The sequence below is a fragment of the Bradyrhizobium sp. CB82 genome, assembly GCF_029714405.1.
Lineage (GTDB): Bacteria > Pseudomonadota > Alphaproteobacteria > Rhizobiales > Xanthobacteraceae > Bradyrhizobium.
This window is the reverse complement of the sequence record NZ_CP121650.1, coordinates 2,655,216-2,679,384: the sequence shown is the minus strand read 5'-3', so window position 1 is coordinate 2,679,384 and position 24,169 is coordinate 2,655,216. Positions and strand designations below refer to the sequence as shown.

General features: G+C 62.8%; 18 protein-coding genes and 1 pseudogene. 8 read left to right on the top strand and 11 right to left on the bottom strand.

Annotated features, from left to right (window positions below; translation table 11 throughout):
• Positions 1 to 77: 77 nt before the first annotated feature.
• From QA640_RS12915 to QA640_RS12895, 5 genes are all read right to left on the bottom strand, one after another.
• The gene (locus QA640_RS12915) at positions 78 to 3,404 is read right to left on the bottom strand and encodes an adenylate/guanylate cyclase domain-containing protein (protein ID WP_283041004.1); all 3,327 of its coding nucleotides are present in this window, start codon (positions 3,402 to 3,404) and stop codon (positions 78 to 80) included.
• Positions 3,405 to 3,758: 354 nt separating this feature from the next.
• Positions 3,759 to 4,430: a 3'-5' exonuclease gene (locus QA640_RS12910; protein ID WP_283041003.1), complete on the bottom strand. Its 672-nt coding sequence runs from the start codon at positions 4,428 to 4,430 to the stop codon at positions 3,759 to 3,761.
• Between the two features lies 1 nt (position 4,431).
• The gene (locus tag QA640_RS12905; RefSeq protein ID WP_283041002.1) at positions 4,432 to 6,234 is read right to left on the bottom strand and encodes a putative nucleotidyltransferase substrate binding domain-containing protein; all 1,803 of its coding nucleotides are present in this window, start codon (positions 6,232 to 6,234) and stop codon (positions 4,432 to 4,434) included.
• Between the two features lie 106 nt (positions 6,235 to 6,340).
• Positions 6,341 to 8,032, bottom strand: coding sequence for a cation acetate symporter (locus QA640_RS12900; RefSeq protein ID WP_283041001.1), 1,692 nt, complete (start codon positions 8,030 to 8,032; stop codon positions 6,341 to 6,343).
• Positions 8,029 to 8,331, bottom strand: coding sequence for a DUF485 domain-containing protein (locus QA640_RS12895; protein ID WP_283041000.1), 303 nt, complete (start codon positions 8,329 to 8,331; stop codon positions 8,029 to 8,031). Before QA640_RS12895 ends, QA640_RS12900 begins: the two co-directional genes overlap by 4 nt.
• 246 nt (positions 8,332 to 8,577) lie before the next feature.
• On the opposite strand from QA640_RS12895, the pseudogene QA640_RS12890 reads away from it, so the two are divergent.
• Both QA640_RS12890 and QA640_RS12885 read left to right on the top strand, forming a co-directional pair.
• Positions 8,578 to 8,711: pseudogene (locus QA640_RS12890) on the top strand (glyoxalase); the annotation flags it as partial.
• A gap of 38 nt (positions 8,712 to 8,749) precedes the next feature.
• Positions 8,750 to 9,190 (top strand): hypothetical protein, encoded by a 441-nt coding sequence (locus QA640_RS12885; RefSeq protein ID WP_283040999.1) that lies wholly within the window; start codon positions 8,750 to 8,752, stop codon positions 9,188 to 9,190.
• Between the two features lie 156 nt (positions 9,191 to 9,346).
• On the opposite strand, the gene QA640_RS12880 is transcribed toward QA640_RS12885, so the two are convergent.
• From QA640_RS12880 to QA640_RS12855, 6 genes are all read right to left on the bottom strand, one after another.
• Positions 9,347 to 10,183: an SDR family oxidoreductase gene (locus QA640_RS12880; protein WP_283040998.1), complete on the bottom strand. Its 837-nt coding sequence runs from the start codon at positions 10,181 to 10,183 to the stop codon at positions 9,347 to 9,349.
• A gap of 117 nt (positions 10,184 to 10,300) precedes the next feature.
• Positions 10,301 to 11,248, bottom strand: a complete 948-nt coding sequence (locus tag QA640_RS12875) for an ABC transporter substrate-binding protein (protein ID WP_283040997.1) — start codon at positions 11,246 to 11,248, stop codon at positions 10,301 to 10,303.
• A gap of 93 nt (positions 11,249 to 11,341) precedes the next feature.
• Complete coding sequence (locus QA640_RS12870; protein ID WP_283040996.1) at positions 11,342 to 12,376, bottom strand: ribose ABC transporter permease; 1,035 nt, start codon at positions 12,374 to 12,376, stop codon at positions 11,342 to 11,344.
• Complete coding sequence (locus QA640_RS12865; protein WP_283040995.1) at positions 12,369 to 13,889, bottom strand: sugar ABC transporter ATP-binding protein; 1,521 nt, start codon at positions 13,887 to 13,889, stop codon at positions 12,369 to 12,371. Before QA640_RS12865 ends, QA640_RS12870 begins: the two co-directional genes overlap by 8 nt.
• Before the next feature lie 137 nt (positions 13,890 to 14,026).
• Positions 14,027 to 15,472 (bottom strand): xylulokinase, encoded by a 1,446-nt coding sequence (gene xylB, locus QA640_RS12860; RefSeq protein ID WP_283040994.1) that lies wholly within the window; start codon positions 15,470 to 15,472, stop codon positions 14,027 to 14,029.
• Positions 15,473 to 15,504: 32 nt separating this feature from the next.
• Positions 15,505 to 16,179 carry a GntR family transcriptional regulator gene (locus QA640_RS12855; RefSeq protein WP_283040992.1) on the bottom strand — a complete coding sequence of 225 codons (675 nt, stop codon included), beginning with the start codon at positions 16,177 to 16,179 and terminating at the stop codon, positions 15,505 to 15,507.
• 210 nt (positions 16,180 to 16,389) lie between these two features.
• Between QA640_RS12855 and QA640_RS12850 the strand changes: the two genes are divergently transcribed.
• The 6 genes from QA640_RS12850 to QA640_RS12825 all read left to right on the top strand — a co-directional run bounded on the left by QA640_RS12850 (position 16,390) and on the right by QA640_RS12825 (position 24,169).
• Positions 16,390 to 18,027: a sugar ABC transporter ATP-binding protein gene (locus QA640_RS12850; protein WP_283040991.1), complete on the top strand. Its 1,638-nt coding sequence runs from the start codon at positions 16,390 to 16,392 to the stop codon at positions 18,025 to 18,027.
• The gene (locus tag QA640_RS12845) at positions 18,024 to 19,358 is read left to right on the top strand and encodes an ABC transporter permease (protein ID WP_283040990.1); all 1,335 of its coding nucleotides are present in this window, start codon (positions 18,024 to 18,026) and stop codon (positions 19,356 to 19,358) included. Before QA640_RS12850 ends, QA640_RS12845 begins: the two co-directional genes overlap by 4 nt.
• Positions 19,345 to 20,319 (top strand): substrate-binding domain-containing protein, encoded by a 975-nt coding sequence (locus QA640_RS12840; RefSeq protein ID WP_283040989.1) that lies wholly within the window; start codon positions 19,345 to 19,347, stop codon positions 20,317 to 20,319. Before QA640_RS12845 ends, QA640_RS12840 begins: the two co-directional genes overlap by 14 nt.
• A gap of 155 nt (positions 20,320 to 20,474) precedes the next feature.
• On the top strand, positions 20,475 to 20,930 hold the full coding sequence (locus tag QA640_RS12835; RefSeq protein WP_283040988.1) for an RbsD/FucU family protein: 456 nt from the start codon (positions 20,475 to 20,477) through the stop codon (positions 20,928 to 20,930).
• Between the two features lie 366 nt (positions 20,931 to 21,296).
• The gene (locus QA640_RS12830; protein ID WP_283040987.1) at positions 21,297 to 22,955 is read left to right on the top strand and encodes an extracellular solute-binding protein; all 1,659 of its coding nucleotides are present in this window, start codon (positions 21,297 to 21,299) and stop codon (positions 22,953 to 22,955) included.
• Positions 22,956 to 23,050: 95 nt separating this feature from the next.
• Positions 23,051 to 24,169, top strand: a complete 1,119-nt coding sequence (locus QA640_RS12825; RefSeq protein WP_283040986.1) for a sugar ABC transporter permease — start codon at positions 23,051 to 23,053, stop codon at positions 24,167 to 24,169.

Here is a 24,169-nt window from a genome sequence, read left to right as displayed (position 1 = left end):
AAGATCAGTCGTCCCAGTCGACTATTCGCACCCGTTACGAATTCTTTGGGATTTAAGCACTCTTTTGCTCGCGGAATTTACGCGTTCTCGGCGAGGAGAGCCTTCGTGCACCGCAGATCGGGTATGATGATCTTCCCGTCGATGCTCGTGCTGAGCGGAGCCAACAAAGCACGCGCTGCCGGGATCTTGCCCTGAGAACACCATAGCCCTGCGAGGGCATTCGAGGCGCGCAGTTGCCACAGGCGTGCTCCCTGCCGCGCGGCAACGGCTATCGCCCTTTCGTAGCAGATTTCCGCGGCTGCTGGGGAGCCGTTCCCCCTGACCAGCAAGTCGCCCTTTAACCGATGAAGCTCGGCCTCGTACCAGCGACCGCTCGTTCCAGCTACCGTCAACAAGGTCTGGTCAACGAGCTTCATGGCATCGACAAGTTGCTCTGCTTTCGCGAAGGCCTGCGCCAGGAGATAGCGAGCGAACTGCACCCAAATCAGCGCACCAGTCGCTTCCAGCGCCTTCACGCTCTTGCGAAGCTCCGGAAGGCCCTCTTCCACATTCCCGCGATCACAACTCGCCCAGCCTCGAAGCATCCGGCCACCTGCCAGCCAAAGCGGAAACGCATATTCGGTAGCTAGCCTAACGGTTCGTTCGGCGACCGGAAAAGCTGCATCTGAGGCTCCGCATAGCACGTGCGCTCCAGCCAGAAACGCGAGCGCATTGCAGAGACTATGCGGATGCTGGTGCTGTTCGGCGAGGCGCACCGCGTCTTGGCCAGATGCCAGCCCGCGATCGACGTCGCCAAGCAACGTAGACGCAAGCGTCAAATAGGTCTGCGAAACAATCGGGGTAAGTGGCGCGTGATGCGTCGCATCATATAACCCGAGCGAATTGCTCAGATGATCACGAGCAGAAGCCAATTCGCCAATCAGAAACAGCGCCTGGCCCAGAGCACGATGACCGATCAGCTTGGGCATCGCGTTATCCTGCTGCTGAGCTCGCATCAACAACTCTTCCGCCAATGTCCGCGACTGCTCGAAATCGCCTCGAGTGACGTGGAAGGCAATGATCCCGTTGAGTACCGCAAATCTCTGATCAGGGCTCTTGGCCGTGTTGCATAGCTCAAGCGCTCGTTTGTAAGCTTCAACGGTTTCGGCGGCGGCAAACCCCTTTGACGCGGCGAACGCATTCCCCAGCGACTGCTGCAGTTGCAACTCACGATTGTCGCGCTCCAAACCCGAGGGAAGATCGAGCAAGCGCTTGAGGGCCATTTGAAGGTGAGTGCTGGCTTCGACGAAAGCAGATCGTGCACTAGCTTGCCGCGCAGCCCGCATCCAGTAGTCGATCGCAAATTCGGGTCTACCCGCTTCGGCATAGTGCTGCGCAACGATTTCGGGAGCTGTATGAGCAATTTCCGGGACGTCTCTGCATAGAATGTCTGCGATCCTTCCATGTAGCTTTCGGCGCTGGTCATTAAGTATGCTCGCATAGGCTTCGTCTCGAAGGAGCGCGTGCTTGAAGGAGAAGCTCTGATCGCTCAGGTGACCGCTTCGGAATACCAGACCGGATGCCAGCAAGCGATCGATGGCCGCCTGAACATCGCTTTCCGAAAACGGGGCCGTCGCCTTCAACAGCTCGAGGGAGAAGTCACGACCAATTACGGACGCGATCTGAGCGACAGTTTTCGCTGGGGCGAGCAGGTCCAGACGAGCCATTAGCGAATCATGCAATGTATCCGGCACCAGCAGCGTCGAATGCGCGCCGGACCGTTCTTCGCGCGATCCACCACCTCCGCTTTCGAGGACGGCCTTCGTGATTTCCTCGACAAAGAGTGGCACGCCATCCGTCTTGGCTAGAATTTGATCGATTGCGGTCCGCGGCAAGTCTTTGCCCCTGGTCAGGGACTGGACCATTGAAGACACCTGCACCCGGTCCAGTCGATTGACCGCCAACGAGGTCACGTGCGGTTGTTCGGCCCAAGGCAAAGTAAGATTCGGACGATGCAGTAAAATGACCAATACGCGCCAATTCCTTACGCTGTCGCGGATACGCTCGAGCAGTTCGAGGGACGTTGGATCTGCCCAATGCACGTCCTCGAATACGAGGATCATCGGTTGCCGCTCGGCACTGGCCTGCAGCAGAGTGAGGAGAGCGCTGAAGGTTTGGCCCTTTAGCTGCTCGGGTGTGAGTTCTCGCTGGGGATAGCGATCGTCGGGCGGGATCGACAGCAGCGCTGCCAGAGGCGGAACGATCGACTTGGCTTGATCTGTCGTCCGGCGTACCAGATCCTCCAACTTGTTCAGTCTAGCCGCAGCTGAGGTATCGCGAGCTATATCCGCTGCATGCTCCAGATAATGGATGACTGGGTGTAGCGCACTGCTCGTATGATAAGACGAACACTGAAATTGCAAGAAACCGTATCTGTCTCCGGCCAGTCGGTGTCGTAAGGCCAGGATAAGTCGAGACTTGCCAATTCCGGGTTCGCCAGAGATCAGGACTATCTGGCCCTTGCCGTGTTTCGCTTTGCTGTACTGCTTGTGCAAGAGGCGCACTTCAGCTTGCCGACCGATCAGGGGCGTCAAATGCAAGGAGGTACGCGCCTCAAATCGACTCGATAGCGAACCTGGCGCTACGACTCTCCACACCCGAATCGGTCGCTCGAATCCCTTTAAATTGTGATCGCCGAGATCAGCAAATTCAAACAACCCGCCGAGCAGGAGCCGAGTGCGTGGGGCGACCAATATCTGGCTAGGCTCGGCCAGGGCTTGCAGGCGAGACGCCAGGTTTGGTGCATCGCCGACAAGCGCGAACTCGCGCGAAGGGCCTTCTCCGATCAGATCGCCGACAACCACGAGGCCACTTGCAATACCGATACGGACCTCAAGCTTTCCGGCGACCGGAACGGCCACGGCCGGAACCGATTCAACCATCTCCAACGCCGCCTTTACCGCACGTTCGGCATCATCCTCGTGGGCCGATGGAAAACCGAAATAGGCGAGAACTCCATCGCCCATAAGACGCGCTATGTGCCCGTCATAGCGACGAATGGCGTCGCCACAACAGCGCTGGAAGTCAAAGAGGATCTTACGCAACTCCTCGGGATCGAGCTGTGCAGATAAGGACGTCGAACCAACGAGATCGCAAAACAGCACAGTCAGGTGGCGCCTCTCGGCGCTCTGGGTTGTCGTGTGCGGCGATCGGGGATCGACGGACCGGCTGGCGGCGTGCGACGAGCCGCAACGAGCCTGGATTGCCTTAACCAGTTTTTTCCGGTGCCCTAGAGAAACGCCGAGCTTTTCCAGATCGCGCTCGGTCAGATCCGGCAATATTTCCCAATCAATATCATTGCTAACAAACAACTCGGCATATTGCGCCAGTCCAATCTCTTCCAGCCAGTGCTGTAGATCGGTCATCTTGGCACACACCCCGATCGCTTCTGGCGGTCGCGCCGAACCCGCCGACGTGGCACAGCGAGACTGCCCCATCATCCTGCGCATGGATATCTGTGTAGGCAAGCTGAAACTTCTGTCTCTCGGCGCCCTCGTCGGGAACGATCGACTTGAAGGGCGGCAGTTTTGACATCTGCACGGCAGCAGGCGCGCTCGGGACAAAGTAAGGGCCGCTGACGCTCTGAACATGTGACGCCAAAGCGAACCTGTGAAGCTTCCCTTCAGACCACAACAAATGCGGGCGTTCTCCGCATTTTTCTTTCGTCACCCACCTATTTCATCCCGCAACCCCGCGTGGGACGTAGCGCCGGGCCTCGCTTATGCGCCGGTTGGATTGAAAACCGGGCTGGTGCGCTGCCGAGCAATCCGCACGCCGCGTTGGCCAAGGTCGCGCAACTGGACGAACATCATCGCAGTCATCAAGGCGTCATCGAAAGCGTCATGCTGTGCAAGGGTCGGAATCTCCAAGTCCCGGAGGATTGCGGCGAAGGAGAGATCGATTGACGTGTTGGGGGGCGCGTCACCGTATTTGCGCTCGTAGTAGAGCCGGGAAATTTCGATGCGCTCGTTCGGCAGCTCGATACCCACCAGCGGAAGGATGTACTTGTCCAGCATGGCGATGTCGAAGTCGACATAGTAGCCGATCAGCGGGCGCGAGCCGATGAATCGCAGAAAGCTCGGCAGCACCTTCCACACGATCGGCGCCGCCTCGACATCGGACTGACGCAAGCGGTGGATCTTGATGGCTTCCGCCACCATCTCGCTGTCGGGGTGCACGACTGCCTCGAAATGCTCACTGGTCAAGATGCGATTGCCGCGGATCTTGATTGCGGCAATGGTGACAACGTCGTCCGTCCGCGCGTTGAGACCGGTCGTTTCGCAATCGATGACAACAACGTCGTCGTCCGGCGGACGATCGAACATGAAGCGATACGACTGATCGCTCAGGGTCGCCTGATGCAGCAATCGCTTGAGCGCACGAGGGAGCATTTCAGAAGATGCCGAGCTTGAAGTGATGACGAACGATATCGCGAAACTGTTTCACGACCTGGAGCGCGTCTCGCAGCAGATGACGTTCCATGCTCGACAAATGCGCGGGTCTTACCAGCGTGCCGGACGTGCCGGCGGACGCGGCGAGTTGTCCGTCGATCCGGAGCATCAGCAGGAATCGGAAGGCCTGCTTCAAGTCGCGACCAAAATCGGTTCGCAAGACTCCCAGGTCGCAGAGTCGGGATATCCGCTTGTCGGTGGACGTCTCGCGCAAGCCCTGCTCGAGGGCGAGGCTGCGAACGCCATGCACGATGGGAAAAATGCCGCCCTTCTTGAGGTCAAGCGCGTCTCCGCTGCCCTCGGATGTGATGAGGTTATTGAAGAGACCGATCGGCGTTTCGAAGGCGTCGATCGCGCGCGCGAAATGGGCCAGGAATGCCTGCTCGCCGCGGATCAGGTCGATCAGTGCCATCTTGGCCTTGTCCAGCAATTGTTCATTGCCGGCGAACGCTTGCGCGTCATAGATAATGGCCACGTTCATGTGCGCGGCCTGGTCGGGGATTGCGAGCCAGCGGCGGAAATCCGCAAGATAGTCGGAAAGTGGTTTGGACCATGCCGGATTGCTCACCATAATGTTGCCGGGACAGGGCGGAAAGCCGAAACGCTCCAGGGCGCCGGAGAACTCGTTCCGGAACAGCTCCAGCGTTTCGCTTTCGATCGGGCCTTCGAGGATGAGGCCGTTGTCCTGGTCGGTGCGCACGGTCTGCTCGCCTCGCCCTTCGCTGCCCATCGCGATCAGGCAACTGCTGGTGCGCAACTCGGCCGGTGCGACCATCTCGAACAGCCGGGACATCAGGCGCCGGTTGAGGTCTGAGACGATCTCGGCGATCACCTCCACCTTGACGCCCTGCCGCCGGTGCAAGCGTACCTGCGCTTCGATCTGCCGCGCGGCAATCGCCAGATCCTGCTCGCTTGATGCCCGATCGATGCGGCCGGCAATGACCTGAGCGCTGCCTGCCAGAAAGCCCAGGAGGTCGATTTCTTCCAGGACGCCAACGAACCGTTCGCCATCGTGAACTGCGAGACGCCGCTTGTTGTGTTTCGTCATGAGCAGGAGAGCCGAGGAGACGAAATCGTCGGGCCGCACTGACACGATGTCGAAGTTCGCGAGTTCGCGTACCGGCGTCTGGATCGACTGACGCCGCAGCACCACCGCCTTGGACAGATTCATGCCGGTAACGATGCCGATCCGCTCGCCGTCGCGGACAAACAGCGCATTGCTGCCGATCTCGCGCATCCGGTGACCGGCGGCTTCGATCGTGTCGCTCGCAGCCACGAACGATGGCGCATGCAGAAACAGTTCGCCGACCTTTGCGTTCATCAGCGAGCCGTAGCGCCTGGCTTCCTCGTCGTTTGCAAGCTCATCCAGCTTTTGCGAGATTTCGCGGTAGAAGAACGCGGCAAAGCGTGCATTGGCCTTGATCAGCCCAAGGGCCGTTTTCCTGGGGATGACGTAGCAAAGCGTCTCATCGCGGGCGACAAAAGCATGCCCGTTCCGGTCGTGGACAAGTGCACGGCTGTCGAAGGTATCCTTTGGACCAAGCAGGGCGAGCAGACCGGCTTCATCCCACTCCTCGACGGTGCCCTTGATAACGACATAGAGAGCATCCGCCGGAGTATCCCTGCCGATGATTGCTTCGCCCGGACGGTAGTACGCGATATCGAGCGAGGCCCGCAGCGTCTCGGCTTCGCTCGACGCCAGACGATCGAACGGCGGGTTGCTGATGTCGAATGCCTTGGGCATCTCGGCGTTCCGACGACGTGGACGATCCGGAACCGGACGGCGACAATGAAACGGGGCGCCGGCTGGTCCATCGGACCGGCCGGGGCCAAAACGTGTTCCGCAAGTTCTAGTGCGTCGTAGCGGCAGCCGCTCCGATACCGGTCTGGCTCCGGATATATTGCGCGTCAAAGCCCTCGCGGTCGATAGCGGCACGCTTGCTGCGATCCAGGACGGAGAACAGCCAGATGCCGGCGAACGCGAGCGCCATCGAGAACAGGGCCGGATTGTCCAGCTTGATGGGTGCCGAACCCTTGGCATAGCCCAGCGTCACCTCCCACACGGCCGGCGAAAGCACCACGCCGACCACGGCGCTGATGAGACCAAGGAAACCGCCGATCAGCGCGCCCCGCGTCGTCAGGCCTTTCCAGAAGATCGACATCACGAGCACCGGGAAATTGCAGGAGGCTGCGATCGCGAAGGCGAGGCCTACCATGAAGGCGACATTCTGGTTCTCGAACACGATGCCCAGGAAGATCGCGAGCACGCCCAGGACCAGTGTCGCAATCTTCGAGACGCGGATCTCGTCCTGCTCATTGGCTGCCCCGCGCTTGATCACCATGCCATAGAGGTCGTGGCTGATGGATGACGCTCCGGCCAAGGCCAATCCGGACACCACGGCCAGGATGGTGGCGAAGGCGACGGCCGAGATGAAGCCCAGAAACAGGTTGCCGCCGACCGCGTTCGCGAGATGAATGGCGGCCATGTTGGAGCCGCCCTTGATCGCCGCGATCCCGCTCTTGGTCTTCTCCAGGATGGCGCCGTCGAGAAACGCGGCATCGGTGGAAACCAGCGTGATCGCGCCAAAACCGATAATGAACGTCAGAACGTAGAAATAGCCGATGAAACCCGTGGCGTAGAACACCGACTTGCGGGCAGCTTGAGCGTCCTTCACCGTGAAGAAGCGCATCAGGATATGAGGCAGGCCCGCCGTTCCGAACATCAGCGCCAATCCGAGCGAGATCGCGGATAGCGGATTGGAGATCAGGCTGCCGGGCTCCATGATCGCAACCTTCTTGGGATGCACCTGGGTTGCCTTGGCGAACAGTGCTTCCGGACTGAACCCGAACTTGTAGAGAACCGCGCCGGCCATGAACGTTGCGCCTGAGAGCAGCAACACCGCCTTGATGATCTGCACCCAGGTTGTTGCTTTCATTCCCCCGAAGGTCACGTAGATCATCATCAGGCCGCCGACCAGGACCACCGCGATCCAGTAATCGAGTCCGAACAGCAGCTGGATCAGCTTGCCGGCCCCGACCATCTGGGCAATCAGGTAGAACGCAACGGTCACCAGCGAACCGCACGCCGCCAGGATACGGATGTCGGTCTGCCCGAGCCGAAATGACGTGACGTCGGCAAACGTGAACTTGCCTAGATTGCGCAGTTGCTCGGCGATCAGAAACGTGACGATCGGCCAACCCACGAGCCAGCCCACCGAATAGATCAGGCCATCGTAACCGGAGGTGTAGACGAGGCCCGAGATGCCGAGGAAGGAGGCCGCCGACATGTAGTCCCCGGCGATTGCAAGGCCATTTTGGAAACCCGTGATTCCACCGCCAGCCGAGTAGAAATCTGCAGCCGACGCGGTCCGCTTTGCGGCCCAATAGGTGATGACGAGCGTCAGGGCGACGAAGCCTATGAACATGCCGATCGCCGACCAGTTGGTCGCCTGCTTGGAGCCGCCATCAATGGTGCCCGCGGCGAGCGCGAAAGTGGGCATGCCAGCGAGCAGGATCACCACTAACCAAGAGAACTTCTTCATGAGCGGTTCTCCTCGACAATCTTGCGAACGAGTACGTCGTAGCTGGAATTCGCCTGGCGCACATAGAGGCCCGTCAGCACGAAGGCGAGCACGATGACGGACAATCCGATTGGAATGCCGATCGTCGTTACGCCGCTGCCCAGCGGAGTGCCCAGGAACTTGGGCGCGTAGGCCACCAGCAGGATGAAGCCGAAATAGACGACAAGCATGATCAGCGACAGCATCCAGCCCAGCGACGAACGTCGGCGCACGAGCTCCTGGTAGTTCGGATCGCGTTCAATCCTTGCGAGGTTGCTCACATCAATGATCCCTGGAGTTCTTCCCGTTAAGAAGGCCCCTCACCTGCCGGGGTCTGCCTGCCTACACTGTATTGCCCGCGGACAGGTCTCCATGATCCAGATCAAAACCGGTTGATCTACGACTTACGTCTCGGATGAAGCGTTTTCGAGCGTCGCCACTTATACAGCGTACACAATTATATTGCACATGACCTAATCATCACCGTCAGAATTGCAAACAAGACCACCAGAACACCAACGATCGACATGAAGCCAGAGGTCGTCGTCATCCCTTTTTTCCGACGTCGATCGCGCCAAGCAATTCCATGCGAACCTCGGATGGAGGCTCGATTGCCGATTTCGCAGGGCCTGATGACTACCGCGTGATCCAGTTCACGCCGCGCCGCCATGATGGCGACGCGGCCGCAGACTCTACGGATTGGCGGATTCGCCGGTAGGCCTGGCCGCGTGGATTCTCGACCACGGTGACGGTGATGCGCAGCCGGCGGCGACGATCACTTCGGCCGTGCTCGGACGCACCATCAACGGGCACTCCGCAGGCGCCGTGACCCGCGACGACGTCCTCGACGACATCACGCTCTACTGGCTGACGAACACCGCGATCTCGGCGGCCCGCTTCTATTGGGAAAACAAGGGAATGAGCGCGCTAAACGCGGTCAACATCTCGATTCCCACTGCCGTGAGCGTCTTTCCCGGCGAGATCTACCAGGCTCCGCGCAGTTGGACCGAGCGGGCCTACCACAAGCTCATCTACTACAACAAGGTCGACAAAGGCGGACACTTTGCGGCCTGGGAACAACCGCAGCTCTTTGCGGAGGAGGTTCGTGCAGGCTTGCGGTCGCTGCGCAAATCGATCTGAGCATTCTGCCAAACCAAGGGAGCTCGCTGACGTTCGCCGCCCTTCCGACGTCCGGCTTGCGCCCAGAGCTGACCTCCCCGATGTTCGCTGTTTCGCGGCTGTCGGGGACAAGCGGACATGGGGCCGCCTGATCCGAGCGCCAATTATGGGTACGGCCTAGCTCGCCCAGTTCTCGCGGAATTCGCCGAACAGCGTGATGCCGCCGCAGGCATAGATGGTCTGGCCGGTGATGTAGCTCGACTCGTCGGAGGCGAGGAAGGCGAACACGGCCGCGATCTCTTCCGCCGATCCGACCCGGCCGAGCGGGATATGGCTCTCGACCTCCGCACGTTTCTTCGCATCCCCCGTCCAGGCTGCGTTGATCGGCGTGTCGATCGCACCCGGTCCCACGGCGTTGACGCGAATGCCGCGGCCGGCGAATTCGAGCGCCAGCGTGCGCGTCAGGTTCGCCATGCCGCCCTTGCTGATCGAATAGGCGAGATAGCCGGGCTTCGGGACGACCTGGTGTACGCTCGAGCAGTTGACGATGGTGCCGCCGCCTCCACGGCTCACGAAATGTGCCAGCGCCTTCTGCGCGCAGAGCACGGCGCCGCTGAGATTGACGTCGATGATGCGCCGATAGGCCTCGATGTCGAGCGCCTCGCTCGGCGATTCCTTCTGGAAGCCGGCGTTGTTGACCAGGCAATCGAGGCGGCCCCAGCGCGACAGGACGGTGTCGAACATCCGCGCGATGTCCCCCTCGACGCCGACATTGGCCTGAACCACGAGGTGGTCCTGATCGCCATGCCCGCGCTCGCGCGAGGCGGCTTGCGCCTGTGCGAGCGTTTCCTCGGCATCCGCACGGTGCTCAAGGTAGTTGATGGCGACGGTCGCCCCTTCCTGCGCGAAACGAACGGCGATCGCGCGCCCAATCCCTTGGGACGCGCCGGTCACCAGGGCATATTGTCCGATCAGGCGGGAGGCGAATTGAGTTGATCGATCCGATGACTGCATTGGCGGCGTATCCAGATTTCGTCGAGCGGCCGATGACCGTCGATCACAAACGCCGCCCCTCATGCAGCGTTCCAGCGCCGCCTGCAAGAGGCGGCGCTGGATGCTTGCCGGCCGCCGTTATTGCGTGCGGTCCGAGGTCCAGCCCTTGTAGTCGTTGACGTTGTCCCGCGTCACGAGCTTCGAGGGCAAGAGCTCGACGGTGGACGCGGGCTTCTGGCCGCCCAGGATGCCGACACCGACCTGCACGGCGCGGCGCGCCATGAAGAACGGATCCTGCGAGGCCGAGGCCTGGATCTGCGGCGACTGCGGGTCCTTCAGCGCGGCCTCGATGTCGGGGGCGCCGTCGACCGCGGTGATGACGATGCCGGAGCGGCTCTGCTGGCGCGCGGCAAGGTCAGTGCCGATCGCCTGCGGATCGTTGATGGCAAAGATGGCGTCGATCTTGGGGAAGCGGGTCAGGTAGCCCTGTGTCACCGTGAGGCCGCCCTCGCGCGAGCCCTTGCCGTCCTGGTCGCTGGACAGGACCTTGATGCCGGGGTTCTTGCCGAACACGCTCTTGCAGCCATTCACGCGATCGATCACCGCGGAGACCTGCGGGCCGTTCTCGATGATCACGTCGCCCTTGCCGCCAAGCTTGTCGACGATGTACTGGCATGAGATCTCGCCGGCCTGGACGTTGTTCGTGGTCACCGTGGCGTCGGCGCCTTCGGCTGCGGTGTCGACTGCGACGACCACGATGCCGGCGGCCTGCGCTTTCTTGATCGCCGGGCCGATCGCCTTGGGATCGCCGGGGTTCAGCAGGATCAGGTCGACGCCGGCGGCGATGAAGTTATCGATCTGGGTCACCTGCTTGCCGAGATCGTATTCGAAGCCGACGGTCGTGACCTTCACGCTGGGATTGGTTTTCTTGGCCTCGAACTCGGCGCCCTTTGACAGCGCGACGAAGAACGGGTTGCCGAGTGAACCGAGCGAGACGCCGATGGATTTGAGCTCCTTCGCATGCAGCGGCGCGGAGCTCAGGGCAAGCGCCACAGCGGCGCTGGTAAGCGAAATCGTCTTCAACATTGGCTTCCTCCCTGGTCTGATTTGATGTCCGGCGCGACAGACCAGTTGTCGCGACGGAGTCGGACAGCGCGAGTGGCTGTACCGCGCAACCGGTCAGGTGCGCGCCGAGCCTTGCAGGCGGTAACGATCGAGCGCGACGGCGCCGATGATCACCAGGCCCTTGATGACGTATTGCCAGATGTCGGACACGCCGATCAGGATCAGGCCGTTCGACAGCACGGCGATGATCAGCGCGCCGACCAGCGTTCCCCAGATCGAGCCGATGCCGCCGACGAAGGACGTGCCGCCCAGGATCACGGCGGTGATCGCATCGAGCTCGTAGCTTTGTCCGAGCTGCAATCCGTTGGCCGCATAGAGCCGCGCCGCCTGCATTGCGCCGCCGAGGCCGGCAAACAGGCCCGAGACGCCATAGACGAAGATCAGCACCGCCCAGACCTTGATGCCGGCCAGCCGCGCCGCGCTTTCATTGCCGCCGACCGCATAAATGTGCACGCCGAGCACGGTCCTGCGCAGCACCAGCCAGGAAACGAGGATCACGAGCAGCGCAATCACCGACAACCAGGGAATCGAGATCACGCCGGGGATGAGGGTGAGCGAGCCGTTGCCGATGAAGGCATAGGGAATGGAAGGGTTGAACACGGTGGTGTCGGCGCCGAGCAGGCGCGCCAGACCGCGCACGGCGGTGAGCGAACCGAGCGTAACGATGAAGGGCGGCAGCCGCAGCAGCGCGATCAGCGCGCCATTGACGACGCCGAAGCCGAGGCCGGTGAGGACGGCGGCCGGCAGCCACAGCGCCCCGAGCTCGGCCAGCTTTGACAGCGTCAGCCCCGCCATCGCAGACGCCGCCAGGATCGAGCCGACCGAAAGGTCGATGCCGCCGGTGAGGATGACGAAAGTCATGCCCGCCGCGAGCACCGTGTTCACCGCGGCCTGCTGCAACACGATGCCGAGATTTTGCCCCGTGAAGAAGCGACCGTCCGACAAGTAGTGAAAACCGGCGCACAGGAGCAGCAGCACCGGTAGCATGCCGGCGGCGCGGATCAGGACCCGGACGCGCTGGCGCTTGGTCTCCTGCGCGGCGGCAAGCCCGTTGGCCGTGACAGCCTTTGCAGTTCCCTCATCAGGCATCGATGTGCTCCGTCCCCGTAGCGAGTGCCATGATATCCTCCTGGTTCAGCGGCGACTCGGTTCGCCTGATCTCGCCTTCGATGTGCCCCGACCGCATCACGATGACGCGATCACAGATGCCGATGATCTCCGGCAGATCGGACGAGATGACGAGGATCGCGGTGCCGGCCTTGGCGAGGTTGTCGATGATCGAATAGATCTCGGACTTGGCCCCGACGTCGACGCCGCGCGTCGGCTCGTCGAGGATCAAGACCTTTGGCGCGATGGCGAGAAGCCGCGACAGCAGTACCTTCTGCTGGTTTCCGCCGGAAAGCCCGCCGGCGGGCACGCCGACATTGGCGGCACGGATGCTGAGTCCGGCGAAGGCCCGGTCGGCGCGCTCGCGCGCTTTGTCGCGATCGAGAACCCAGCCGAGCTTGGCATCACGCCCGAGCGCCACAAGGTTGATGTTGTCCAGGCACGACATGTCGAGGAACAGGCCGAGCGCCTTGCGGTCCTCGGTGAGATAGGCGATGCCGGCCTCGAGCGCCTCGCCGGGCGTGCGAATCTCGATCGGACGGCCCTCGAGCTCGAGCCGACCTGAAATCCTCGGCGCAGCGCCGATGATGAGATGTGCAAGCTCTGTACGGCCCGCGCCAATCAGGCCGGCGAGCCCGACGACCTCGCCCGCGTGGACGGTGAGCGAGCAGCCCTTGACGCGATGCCCATCGGACATGTCGACCGCGGCGAGCACCGGATGCCCCCTCCCCGCCTCGGGATCATGATCCTTCTTGTAGAAGGACGAGACGTCGCGCCCCACCATCATGCGAACGATGGTGTCAGCGCGGATGTCGGATTTGTCGAGCGAGCCGACCAGCCGGCCGTCACGCAGCACCGTGACGCGATCGCCGAGCGCGTACACCTCGTCCATGCGGTGCGAGATGTAGATGATGGCGAGCCCCTCGGCGCGGAGTTGGCGGATCAGCGCGAACAGCCGCTCGCTCTCGGCGGCCGACAGCGAGGTGGTCGGCTCGTCCATGATCAGGATTTTCGATCGCACCTGCAGCGCGCGGGCGATCTCGACGAGCTGGCGCTGGCCCATGGAGAGATGCGCCACCAGCGTCGACGGCGTGAAATCCGCGCCGAGCCGCTCCAGGATCGGGCCGACGCCCTCGCGCATGCTGCCGCGCGCAAGCAGTCCTGAACGGGAAACCTCGCGGCCGAGGTAAATGTTCTCTGCAACCGTCAGGTTGGGAGACAAAGACAGTTCCTGATAGATGATCGAGATGCCGGCCGCGCGGCCGCCGAGCGGGCCGTGGATGTGCACCGGCTTGCCCTCAATGCGGATCTCGCCGCCAGGATCGGGCCGGTAGGCGCCCGACAAAATTTTCATCAGGGTCGATTTGCCAGCGCCGTTCTCGCCCATCAGGGCGTGAATCTCGCCGGCATAGACGGTGAGGTCAACGGCGCGCAGCGCCTTGATGCCGAAGAAGGATTTGGAGACCCCGCGCATCTCGAGGATCGGATCGTTCATCGTGCCTCCCGGCGCACAATGCGTTTCCCGCGCCTCTTGTTCGTTTGTAGCGCGGTTTGCCCATTAAACAAAAGCGGTGACACAGAGCAATACCGAAGACGGGTATACCGAAGTATGGAGAGCCAGATCGCGCAAGGTTAGTGACGCGGCCGATACAGATCGCGCCACGCGGGGAGCCGCGCAGCGTAAGCGTCGGCCAGCGCGCGCTCGGGCTCAAACGTCTCGACGCGCCGCGGTGGCGTGCAGACGGCGGCGATCGCCTCGCCGGTGACAGCAAGCCGCCCCAATCTCGCCGCACCGAACGCGGCACCGGTCTCGCCTGCTGCAAAGCGATGGATCGGCACGTTCAGCACGTTCGCCAGCACGGCGAGCCAGAAGGCGGAGCGCGACCCGCCGCCGATCGCATCGGCCTCCGCCACGTCAAGGCCGGCGGCGGCGAGCGCGTCGCGGCAATCGGCCAGCGCAAACGCAACGCCTTCCAGCACGGCCTGCACGATCGCCGTGCGATCGGTGCCATGGCTCAGACCATCGAGCATGCCGCGTACATCGGGGTCGTCATGCGGCGTCCGCTCACCGGCAAGATAAGGCAGGAAGCTGACGGGCGACGGCGACTGCGGGCGCGCACCGAGCGGCGCCAGCAATTCGGCTTCCGGGGCGCCAAGCAGCCGCGCGATCCAGGCGAGACAGGACGCGGCCGAGAGGATCGCGCCGGCCTGGAGCCACATCGCGGGGATCGCATGCGCGAAGGTATGCACGACGCGATCCGGGTTCGCGGCAACCCTGTCGGTTGGCGTCAACAGTGCGCCTGATGTCCCCAGCGAGATGAACGCAGTTCCCGGGTGGACCGCACCGATGCCGACGGCACCGGCCGGGTTGTCGCCGGCACCCCCCGCAATCATCGGCCGTTTTACCATGCCCCAGCGCTCGCTGAGCTCGCGCGTCAACCGCGCCGCCGGCGCACAGCCTTCGACCAGCCGGGGCATGTGCGCGCGCGACAGGCCGGTCGCGGCAAGGCCCTCATCCGACCAGTCGCGCCCGATCACGTCGAGCCATAGCGACCCCGAGGCGTCGGAGACATCCTCGATCGCTTCGCCCGACAGGATCAGGCGCAGATAGGCCTTCGGCAGCAGCACGAGCTTTGTCGCCGCAAAGATCTCGGGCTCGTGCGCCGCAATCCACAAAAGCTTCGGCGCGGTGAAGCCGGGCATCGCCTTGTTGCCGGTCGTGGCGCGCAAAGCCGGCCAGCGCTCTTCGAGCAGGCGGCACTCGGCCGCAGAACGGCCATCGTTCCAGAGAATGCAGGGGCGGAGTGGCTTGAGGTTCGCGTCGAGCAGCGTCGCGCCGTGCATCTGGCCGGACAGGCCGATGCCCTCGACCGCGGCCAGTTCGTGCGGATGATCCGCCCTCAGCTCATCCAGCGTCACAAACGCCGCCTCGATCCAGACCCGCGGATCCTGCTCGGAATAACCGGGACGCGGCGAGGCCGTCGCGAGCGACCGGCTCGTGCTCGCGATCACGCGCTGGGTGTCGTCGACGAGAACGGTCTTGACCGCCGAGGTGCCGAGATCGATGCCGAGATACATGATGCTGCCGCGATGCCGCTCCTTGCGGGATTCTACTCTTCGAAGAAGCCCGGATGTTTGGCGACAAAGGCCTGCAGCTCGCGCGACACGCGATCGAGATGGTTGGACATCTCACGTCTGGCCTCATCCGGCTGATGCGCGGCTATCGCGCCATAGATCGCCTCGTGCTCGCGGAACGTTGCTTCGGGCCTGCCCGGCTCGGGGAGCAGAGTGCGGCGCACGCGCTCGAGATGCGTGCGGATCGGATCAAGCACTTCGCCGACGCGCGCGAGGTTCAGGTTTTCGGTCAACTGGCGGTGAAACCTGGTGTCGAGCTCGTGGAAGCCTTCAAGGTCTCCGCTGGCGATCGCCGCTTTCTGATAGGCGAGATTCTGACCAAGCGCCGCGATCGCCTTGTCCGACATGTCGCCAGCGCAGACTCCGACGACCTCCACCTCCAGCGCGCGCCGCATCAACATCCATTGCCGCACATCCTCGAGGTGAATCCGCGCGACGTAGGAGCCACGCTGCGGCTCGACCACGACCAGCCCTTCGAAGGCGAGCCGGTTGATCGCGGTCGTGATCGACAGCCTCGATACCTCGAAAATGGCGCACCACTCGTTCTTGTCGATTGGCGTTTCAGGCGCGAGTTTTCCGGACACGATCGCGCGCTTCAGCGCCACGTAGGCCTGATCTACCTTCGACCCGCCCGCCCTGCGCCCTCGCACCGCAACGGTTCCTCCGCTCAATCCACCCACTGAATGCATGCTCTGGTCCCCCGACTGATTTTCACTTTTTCGATTGGCGAAGTCCAATTGCAAGGACGAAGGCTTGACGAACTGCAGCTGATATAACTAGCATATCAGTCAAAGAACGACCATCAGCTGCGGCTCAGTGTCCGTCAGAGACTGAAGGCCCGGGCTGGGAGGAACAGCACGATGGAAACACGCTTCGGTGCAGTCGGAGCGCCGGATGAGTCACGTGGCCACGCCTCCCGCGTGATCGAGCTTGGTGCCCGCGCCAGCGCGCCGAGCGACCGCGTCGCCCTCTTCGCCGAACAGATTTCCAAATCCTTTGCCGGGGTGAAAGCCCTCAACAACGTCGACTTCGATCTGCGTCACGGCGAAGTGCACGCGCTGATGGGTGAGAACGGTGCCGGCAAGAGCACGCTGATGAAGATCCTTGCCGGCGTGCACACGAGTTACGACGGCGCCATTCACATCGAAGGTCATGCGGTGTCGTTCAGCGGCGTGCGCGACGCCGAGGAAGCCGGCGTGGCGATCATCCATCAGGAGCTCAATCTCGTTCCCGAGTTGAGCGTGGCGGACAACATCTTTCTTGGTCGCGAGCCGCTGATCGGCGGCCTGCTGATCGATCGCCGCCGCATGGCGAGGGCGGCCAAGCGCCTGCTGGCGCGCCTCGGCGTCAACCTCGACGCCGAAAGCCGGATTGCCGACCTGCGCGTTGGCGAGCAGCAGCTGGTGGAAATCGCCAAGGCGCTGTCGCTCGACGCCCGTATCCTCATCATGGACGAGCCGACCTCGGCACTGTCGTCATCGGAATGCGAGACGCTGTTCAAGATCGTGCGGCAGCTCGCACGCGAAGGCGTTGCGATCATCTACACCTCGCACCGTATCGAAGAGGTTATCGAGCTCGCCGATCGCGTGACCGTCCTGCGCGACGGCAGGCGGGTGGTCACCGCGCCGATCGGCGACTTGTCACGCGGCGCGATCATCTCGGCGATGGTCGGCCGCGACATGACCGCGAGCGATCGTGGTTCGACGGCGATGGATGGCGCGGTCATCCTGTCGGTCAAGGACCTGACGCTCGATACTCTCAGTCCGCGCGGATCACGGCGGACCCTGCACGGCGTCAGCTTCGAACTGAGACGCGGCGAGATCCTGGGGATTGGCGGGCTGCTCGGCGCCGGCCGAACGGAGATCCTGGAGTCGATCTTCGGCGTCGCGCGCGGCTGGCGCGGCGGCCAGATCGCGATCGATGGCGCGGTCGCCAGCATCCATTCGCCGGCGGACGCCTATCGCCTCGGGCTTGCGCTGGTCAGCGAGGACCGCAAGGAGCGCGGCCTGCACCTGGCCGCCTCGATCTGCGACAACATCGCGCTGCCCTCGATCGGCGCGCTGTCGCAATTTGGCGTGCGCGCCTTCGGACGCGAACGTGCGCTGGCGGCCGAGATGATCAGCCGCCTGTCGGTTCGCTGCACCGGCATCGGCCAGGCAGCTGCAGCGCTGTCGGGCGGCAATCAGCAGAAGGTCGTGATCGGCAAATGGCTCGCCACCGAGCCGCGCATTCTCCTGCTCGACGAGCCGACCCGCGGCATCGACATCGGCGCCAAGCAGGAAATCTATCGCCTCATCTTCGACCTCGCCGGGCAAGGCCTCGGCATCGTCGTGGTCACCTCGGAAATGCCCGAGCTTCTCCTGTTGTCCGACCGGATCCTCGTGATGTGCGAGGGACGACAGACAGGCCTCCTGACGCGCGAGAACGCGACACAGGAGGAGGTGATGCGCCTCGCCGCACCGGGCATGGCGGCGTGGTCGCAGGAAACGGCATCATGACGCTACTCAGGCTCCTTTCGCGCACCAAGCTCTATTGGGGACTGCTGATCATCTGCCTGATCGGCGCCCTCACCTCTCCGCACACATCGTCCGGCAACAACATCTTCATGTCCTACGCCAACCTGACCGACGTGCTGCGCCAGGTCTCGATCACGGGGCTCGTGGCAACAGGCATGACCTTGGTCATTCTGCTCGGCGGCATCGATCTATCGGTCGGTTCGGTCATGGGTTTCTCGACGGTGATCTGCGCAATGCTGCTCACCAAGCCCGGCTGGACGTCGGCATCGGTGATGGGCGTGCCGGCAGCGGTGCTCGTCTGTGCCGTCGCCGTGGCGCTGACCGCGCGCTTCATCTTCGCAGGCCTTGCGCGCAGCCGCGATGTCGGTACCGGGCGGCGCCGCGAGATCGCGCTGTCGCCACGGCGCAGCGTCGGCATTCCGGTGCTGCTCGGCATCATCGTCGCGACCGCTGTTGCGTGGTGGACGGCGAGCCAGGTACCGGTCAAGTTCGGCGTTCTCGGCGTCCTTCTCGTTGCGCCCTGCCTCGCGCTTGCGCTCGGAGCGATCAACGGACTGCTGATCGTCAGCGGCCGGCTGCAGCCCTTCATCGTGACGCTCGCGATGATGGTCAGCGCGCTCGGCATCGCACGCCTCACGGCGGGCCAGGACAACGCCGTGGTGCCGGTCTACACCGGAACCAATGCGACCGAAGCATTTGAGCTGCTGCGCTCGATGCTGTGGGGCGTGCTGCCGGTACCGAGCGTTTTCTTCCTGGCCGCGATCATCCTGTTCGGCGCGATCCTGCGTTTCACGACCTTCGGCCGCTATGCCTATGCGATCGGCGGCAATGTCGAGGCGGCGAAGCTCTCGGGCATCAAGGTCGCGCAAGTCCAGTTCACCGCCTATCTCCTCTCCGGCCTGCTCGCCGGGATCGCCGGCGTGCTGTTCGTCGCGCAATACCGGCAAGGCAAGCCCGATGCGGGCGCCGGGCTCGAACTCGACGCCATCGCCGCGGTGGTGATCGGCGGCACCAGCCTGATGGGCGGCCGCGGCGGCCTCGCCGGCACCTTCGTCGGCGTCCTGATCTTCGGGCTCCTGTCGGACATCCTCCAGCTTCAGAACATCGACTCCAACGTCCAGCTCCTGATGAAGGGCTTGATCATCGTCTGCACCGTGCTGGTGCAGGAGCAGAATCTCGGCCAGCTCATCTCGCGATGGCGATTCAGCCGGTCGTGGGAAGCGAGCGTCGATCCGAAAACAGCCGAATCCCATCGGCTGCCAAGCGCCGCAAAGGCGCAATTTGCAAGGGAGGATCTCGATGAAGCGTCGTGAATTCTTAAAACTGTCGACCACCATGGCCGGTGCGGCCATGACCGTTTACATACCTGCCGGCTGGAGGCCGGCCAAAGCCGCCGCCAAGTGGAAGGTCGGCTTCAGTCAGTGCACCACGCTCGAGCCGTGGCGCGTGCAGTTCAACAAGGACATCCAGGCGGAAGCGAAGAACCAGCCTGATGTCGACCTCGTCATCACCGACGGCCAGGACAAGACCGAGAAGCAGGTCGCCGACTGCGAAAACCTCATTGTGCAGCAGGTCAACGTGCTCCTGATCTCGCCCAAGGAGTCGGCCGGGCTGACCGGCGTCGTCGAGAAGGCAATCGACGCCAAGATTCCGGTCATCGTGCTCGATCGCAACGTCGAAACCAAGCGCATCACCCAGTTCATCGGTGGCGACAACGTCGCGATCGGCAAGGCGGCCGGCGAGCATGCGGTGAAGCTGCTCGGCGGTCCGGGCAAGGCAGCCGGCAACGTCGTCGAAATCTGGGGCGGCATGGGCACCCAGCCCGCGCATGACCGCCACGACGGCTTCCACGCCTTCACCGACAAGGAGCCGGGCATCAAGAACCTGCTCAACAACCAGTCCGGCGACTGGAAGCAGGACAAGGCCTACAACATCATGACGACCGCGCTGCGCAACAACGAGAAGATCGACCTGGTGTACGGCCATAACGATCCGATGGCCTACGGCGCCTATCTTGCCGCCAAGGACGCCGGCCGCGACAAGGATATCAAGTTCATTCTCGGCATCGACGGGCTGCCGGACGAAGGCGTTACCTGGGTCGCCAAGGGGCAGCTCACGGCGACGTTCCTCTATGCGACGCCCGGCGCCGAAGGGCTGCGGCAGGCAGTCAAGCTCCTCAAGGGAGAGAAGCTGCAACCTGTCATCACCCTGCCGACCATGCTGATCACCAAGGACAACGCCCCCGAAATCCTCAAGAAGAACGGGCTGCTCTGATCGGCTGGTGCCACGGCCGCACGCAAAAACAACGAAGTCCGGTTCGACCCGATTGAACCGGACTTGCGGAATCTTGACGTCGTTATGGACGGCGGCGCCGTGACGTTGGATAGTCGTCAATCCAAGAAACTGATCCGTGTCCCGGGAGATGCCGCATGCTGAAGTCAATCGATCCTCTTTTGAATGCCGATGTTCTTTTTGCACTGCGGTCCATGGGGCACGGCGACGATCTCGTGCTTTGCGACACCAATTTTCCGGCCGACGCGGTCGCGCGCCAGAGCGTGCTGGGGAAGCTCATCCGCATCGACAACGTCACCTCGGCTCGCGCCGCGCGCGCGATCCTCTCGGTGCTGCCGCTCGACAGCTTCGTCGACAAGCCGGCGTCCCGCATGGAGGTCGTCGGTCAGCCCAACGAGATTCCGAAGGTGCAGGGCGAGGTTCAGGCCGAGATCGACGCGGCGGAGGGACGATCCAGTCCGATGGGATCGATCGAGCGCTTCGCCTTCTACGAGCTCGCAAAGAAATCCTATTGCGTGATCCAGACCGGGGAGCGGCGCTTCTATGGCTGCTTCATTTTCAAGAAGGGCGTCATCCCGCCCGATGCGGCTTGAGGTGAACACGGCCCCGCCCGGTCAACGCGACGGCCACACGAGACCGCCGGCATGAATATGACATCGAGATGATGTCGCGCTTACGGAACCGGCGCGCTCATCATCGGCGATGGCTGCACATCATCGCGCCGGCGCATTCATCTTGCAGCGCGGCATCGCGAGGAGTCTGCTGGTCATCGCCGGCGCACTCGGCCTGAACTCGGCGTGCATTCGTTGACTTTGATATGCGCCGTTGCATACTCGATGCGGCATCTGTCACTCATCACGACGACACCGAAGCCCATCCTCGATGTGCTCCGGTGACTCAGACTTCACATCAAGAAGGTCAAACTTCACATCAAGAAGGTCAAAAGGGAGGGTATCGCGATGAAACAGCAAGATTATGATTGGCTTTCCGCACTCCATGCGAACCGGCGTACGGTGCTGAAGGGTGCGGCAAGCGCCGCGGCATTGGGCGCGAGCGGAGCGCTCGGCACGTTCTCGGAGATTGCGCTCGCACAAAACAATCTTCGCGCGCAGATTGGGCAAATTCCAGGCGTGGGCAAGGGCGCGCCGACGGATGCCGACTGGCAGAAGGTCGGCGAGCTCTGCCTCGGTCCGACCAAGGCAAGCATCAAGGAAGGCGAGTTCAAAGGCGTCGAGCTCTCCTTCATGGGACTGAACAATCAGAACCTGCACAACCTCCTGTTCCGCGGCTTCCTCAAGCCATGGGAGGCCTATACGGGCGCGAAGATCTCCTGGATCGATCTCGCCCAGGCCGACTACAACCCGCGGCTCCAGCAGGCGATCGCGACCGGCACGGTCGATTTCGACATCCTGGAGATGGGTGCACCGTTCGAAGGCGATGTCTGCGGCAAGGGCCTGGCGTCGGAGATGCCGGACTGGGTCAAGAAGCAGATCGATATCGACGACTATGTCGATTATCTGAAGCCGCCCGTCGGCACCTGGAACGGCAAGACCTATCGCGTCACCATCGACGGCGATTGCCACAACTTCAACTACCGCACCGATGTCTTCTCTGACCCTGCCCTCGCCAAGGCCTGGAAGGATGCCGGCAATGCGAGCGAGTGGGGCGTGCCGAAGACCTGGCAGCAGGTCCAGGCGGTGACGAAATTCCTCAAGGGCCAGAAGTTCAAGGGCCAGAACGTCTACGGTTATCTCGATGCGCCCAAGCCCTGGGGCGGGTTCGGCTTCTATTTCCTTGGGAGCCGCGCCACGGCCTACGCCAAGCATCCCGACGACAAGGCCTGGCTGTTCGACGTCGACACGATGAAGCCGCGCATCAACAATCCGGCCTGGGTGCGCGCCATCCAGGACGTGATCGACGCGCTGCCGTCCGAGCCGGCCGATCAGCTCAACGCCGATCCGAACACCACCGGCTTCCAGCAATTCCTGGCCGGCATCGGCTCGATGATCCCCTGGTGGGGCGACATCGGCCAGGTGGCGAAGGCGAGCGACACCTCGGTCATCGGCGACACCGTCGGCTTCGACATCCTGCCGGGCTCGGACGATGTCTATAATTCCAAGACCGGCAAATGGGAGAAGCTGCCAAGCGGCCCGAACCACGCGCCGAATTGTGCCTATCTCGGCTGGGGCATCTACGTAATGGCGCGCGTCAATGGCGACGAGAAGAAGCACAAGGCGGCGTGGAGCGCGGCCGCGCATCTCGGCGGCAAGGACCTCTCGTTCTGGATGGTGCTGTACCCGTCCGGCTTCCAGGCCCACCGGACCAGCCACTTCCAGTACGATGAGTGGGTCGCAGCGGGCTATGACAGGAAATATATTACATCCTACCTGAACTCGCAGATCGGCTCCTACAACCACCCCAACAGGGCCGTCGAGCCGCGCATCCCCGGCATCTTCCAGTACTACAGCATTGCGGAAGACGAGCTGACGAAGATCTTCGCCGGCAAGGTCGACCCGCAGACCGGGGCGAACAACATCGCCGCGGCCTGGGAGAAGCTGACCGACCAGATCGGCCGCGAGCGGCAGATCGGGCTCTATAAGGCCTCGCTCGGCGTGTAGCGCGATTACGCGAGATCATCTACCCTCGGCTGGCGCTCCGCGCCAGCCGAAAACTTGCCCGGCCGCATAACCGGCACTGAATGCGACTCATCTCGATGCAGAATTCCGTATCCGTAAGCGACGACCTGCACCACCAGCCAGCGGCGAAGCGCGCGCCCGGCAGCAGGAAGGCCGCTGGCCGCGCGCTTGTTCTGCTGGCTTCGCTCGGCTTCGCGCTTGTCGTTCTTATTCAGGTCTTGCACACGACCGGCGCAACTGGCGCCGGATTTTCCGATTGGCGTCCGATCCTCATCGCCTACCTGGTCTGGGCCGTTGCTTTTGGCGTCGGACGGGTTCTGACCCGTGGCGAGCGTGGCCAGCGGGCGCTGTTCCTGCTGCCGGCGGTGTTCTTCACCGTCGCCGTCGTGATCTTCCCGACGATCTTCGGGATCTATATCGCCTCGCTTGACTGGAATCTCAGCTCGATCGAGGGCCCGCGCTTCAGCGGCTTCGACAATCTCAGGGGCATGCTGAACGACACTTATTACTGGAATGCGCTCGGCAACATGGTCTTCTACACCGTCGCGGTGCTCGGCGAATATGCGATCGCGTTCGGACTGGCGCTGCTGCTCAGCGCCGAGATCCGCGCGCGAAAATTCTTCCGCGTGGTCTTCCTGCTGCCGATGATGCTCAGCCCGGTCGCGGTAAGCTGGATGATCGGCAAGTCGCTGCTGGAATATCGTTTCGGCCCGGCGGCCACGCTGGCGCGCTATCTCGGCTGGGACAACCCGGCATTCTTCGCCTCGCCCTGGATGGCGCGGTTCAGCATCCAGGCGATGGACGCCTGGGTCTCGATCCCCTTCATCATGATCATCCTGCTCGCAGGCCTGCAAGCGATGCCGAAGGAGGTGCAGGAAGCGGCCAAGGTCGACGGCGCGAATGGCTGGCAGTCGTTCTGGCACGTCACCTTCCCGATCATGCTGCCGGTCAGCATCACGGTCCTGATCATCCGCATCATCTTCAAGCTGAAGCTCGCCGACATCGTGATCAACGTGACGGCCGGCGGCCCCGGCGGGGCCACCGACACGGTGTCGAGCTTCATCTACCGCGTCTACCGCGACCGCTCCAACGTCGGATACGGCACGGCGCTCGCCATGGTCTATCTGCTCTTGATCATCGTGCTGCTGACGCTGATGTTGCGCCTGTCGAAGCGCTGGACTCAGAAGGTCGTGTAG

Coding starts and splice junctions, on each gene's coding strand:
- QA640_RS12915 (WP_283041004.1), bottom strand. CDS start 3,404: ATGACCGATCTACAGCACTGGCTGGAAGAGATTGGACTGGCGCAATAT.
- QA640_RS12910 (WP_283041003.1), bottom strand. CDS start 4,430: ATGCTCCCTCGTGCGCTCAAGCGATTGCTGCATCAGGCGACCCTGAGC.
- QA640_RS12905 (WP_283041002.1), bottom strand. CDS start 6,234: ATGCCCAAGGCATTCGACATCAGCAACCCGCCGTTCGATCGTCTGGCG.
- QA640_RS12900 (WP_283041001.1), bottom strand. CDS start 8,032: ATGAAGAAGTTCTCTTGGTTAGTGGTGATCCTGCTCGCTGGCATGCCC.
- QA640_RS12880 (WP_283040998.1), bottom strand. CDS start 10,183: ATGCAGTCATCGGATCGATCAACTCAATTCGCCTCCCGCCTGATCGGA.
- QA640_RS12875 (WP_283040997.1), bottom strand. CDS start 11,248: ATGTTGAAGACGATTTCGCTTACCAGCGCCGCTGTGGCGCTTGCCCTG.
- QA640_RS12870 (WP_283040996.1), bottom strand. CDS start 12,376: ATGCCTGATGAGGGAACTGCAAAGGCTGTCACGGCCAACGGGCTTGCC.
- QA640_RS12865 (WP_283040995.1), bottom strand. CDS start 13,889: ATGAACGATCCGATCCTCGAGATGCGCGGGGTCTCCAAATCCTTCTTC.
- xylB (WP_283040994.1), bottom strand. CDS start 15,472: ATGTATCTCGGCATCGATCTCGGCACCTCGGCGGTCAAGACCGTTCTC.
- QA640_RS12850 (WP_283040991.1), top strand. CDS start 16,390: ATGGAAACACGCTTCGGTGCAGTCGGAGCGCCGGATGAGTCACGTGGC.
- QA640_RS12845 (WP_283040990.1), top strand. CDS start 18,024: ATGACGCTACTCAGGCTCCTTTCGCGCACCAAGCTCTATTGGGGACTG.
- QA640_RS12840 (WP_283040989.1), top strand. CDS start 19,345: ATGAAGCGTCGTGAATTCTTAAAACTGTCGACCACCATGGCCGGTGCG.
- QA640_RS12835 (WP_283040988.1), top strand. CDS start 20,475: ATGCTGAAGTCAATCGATCCTCTTTTGAATGCCGATGTTCTTTTTGCA.
- QA640_RS12830 (WP_283040987.1), top strand. CDS start 21,297: ATGAAACAGCAAGATTATGATTGGCTTTCCGCACTCCATGCGAACCGG.
- QA640_RS12825 (WP_283040986.1), top strand. CDS start 23,051: ATGCAGAATTCCGTATCCGTAAGCGACGACCTGCACCACCAGCCAGCG.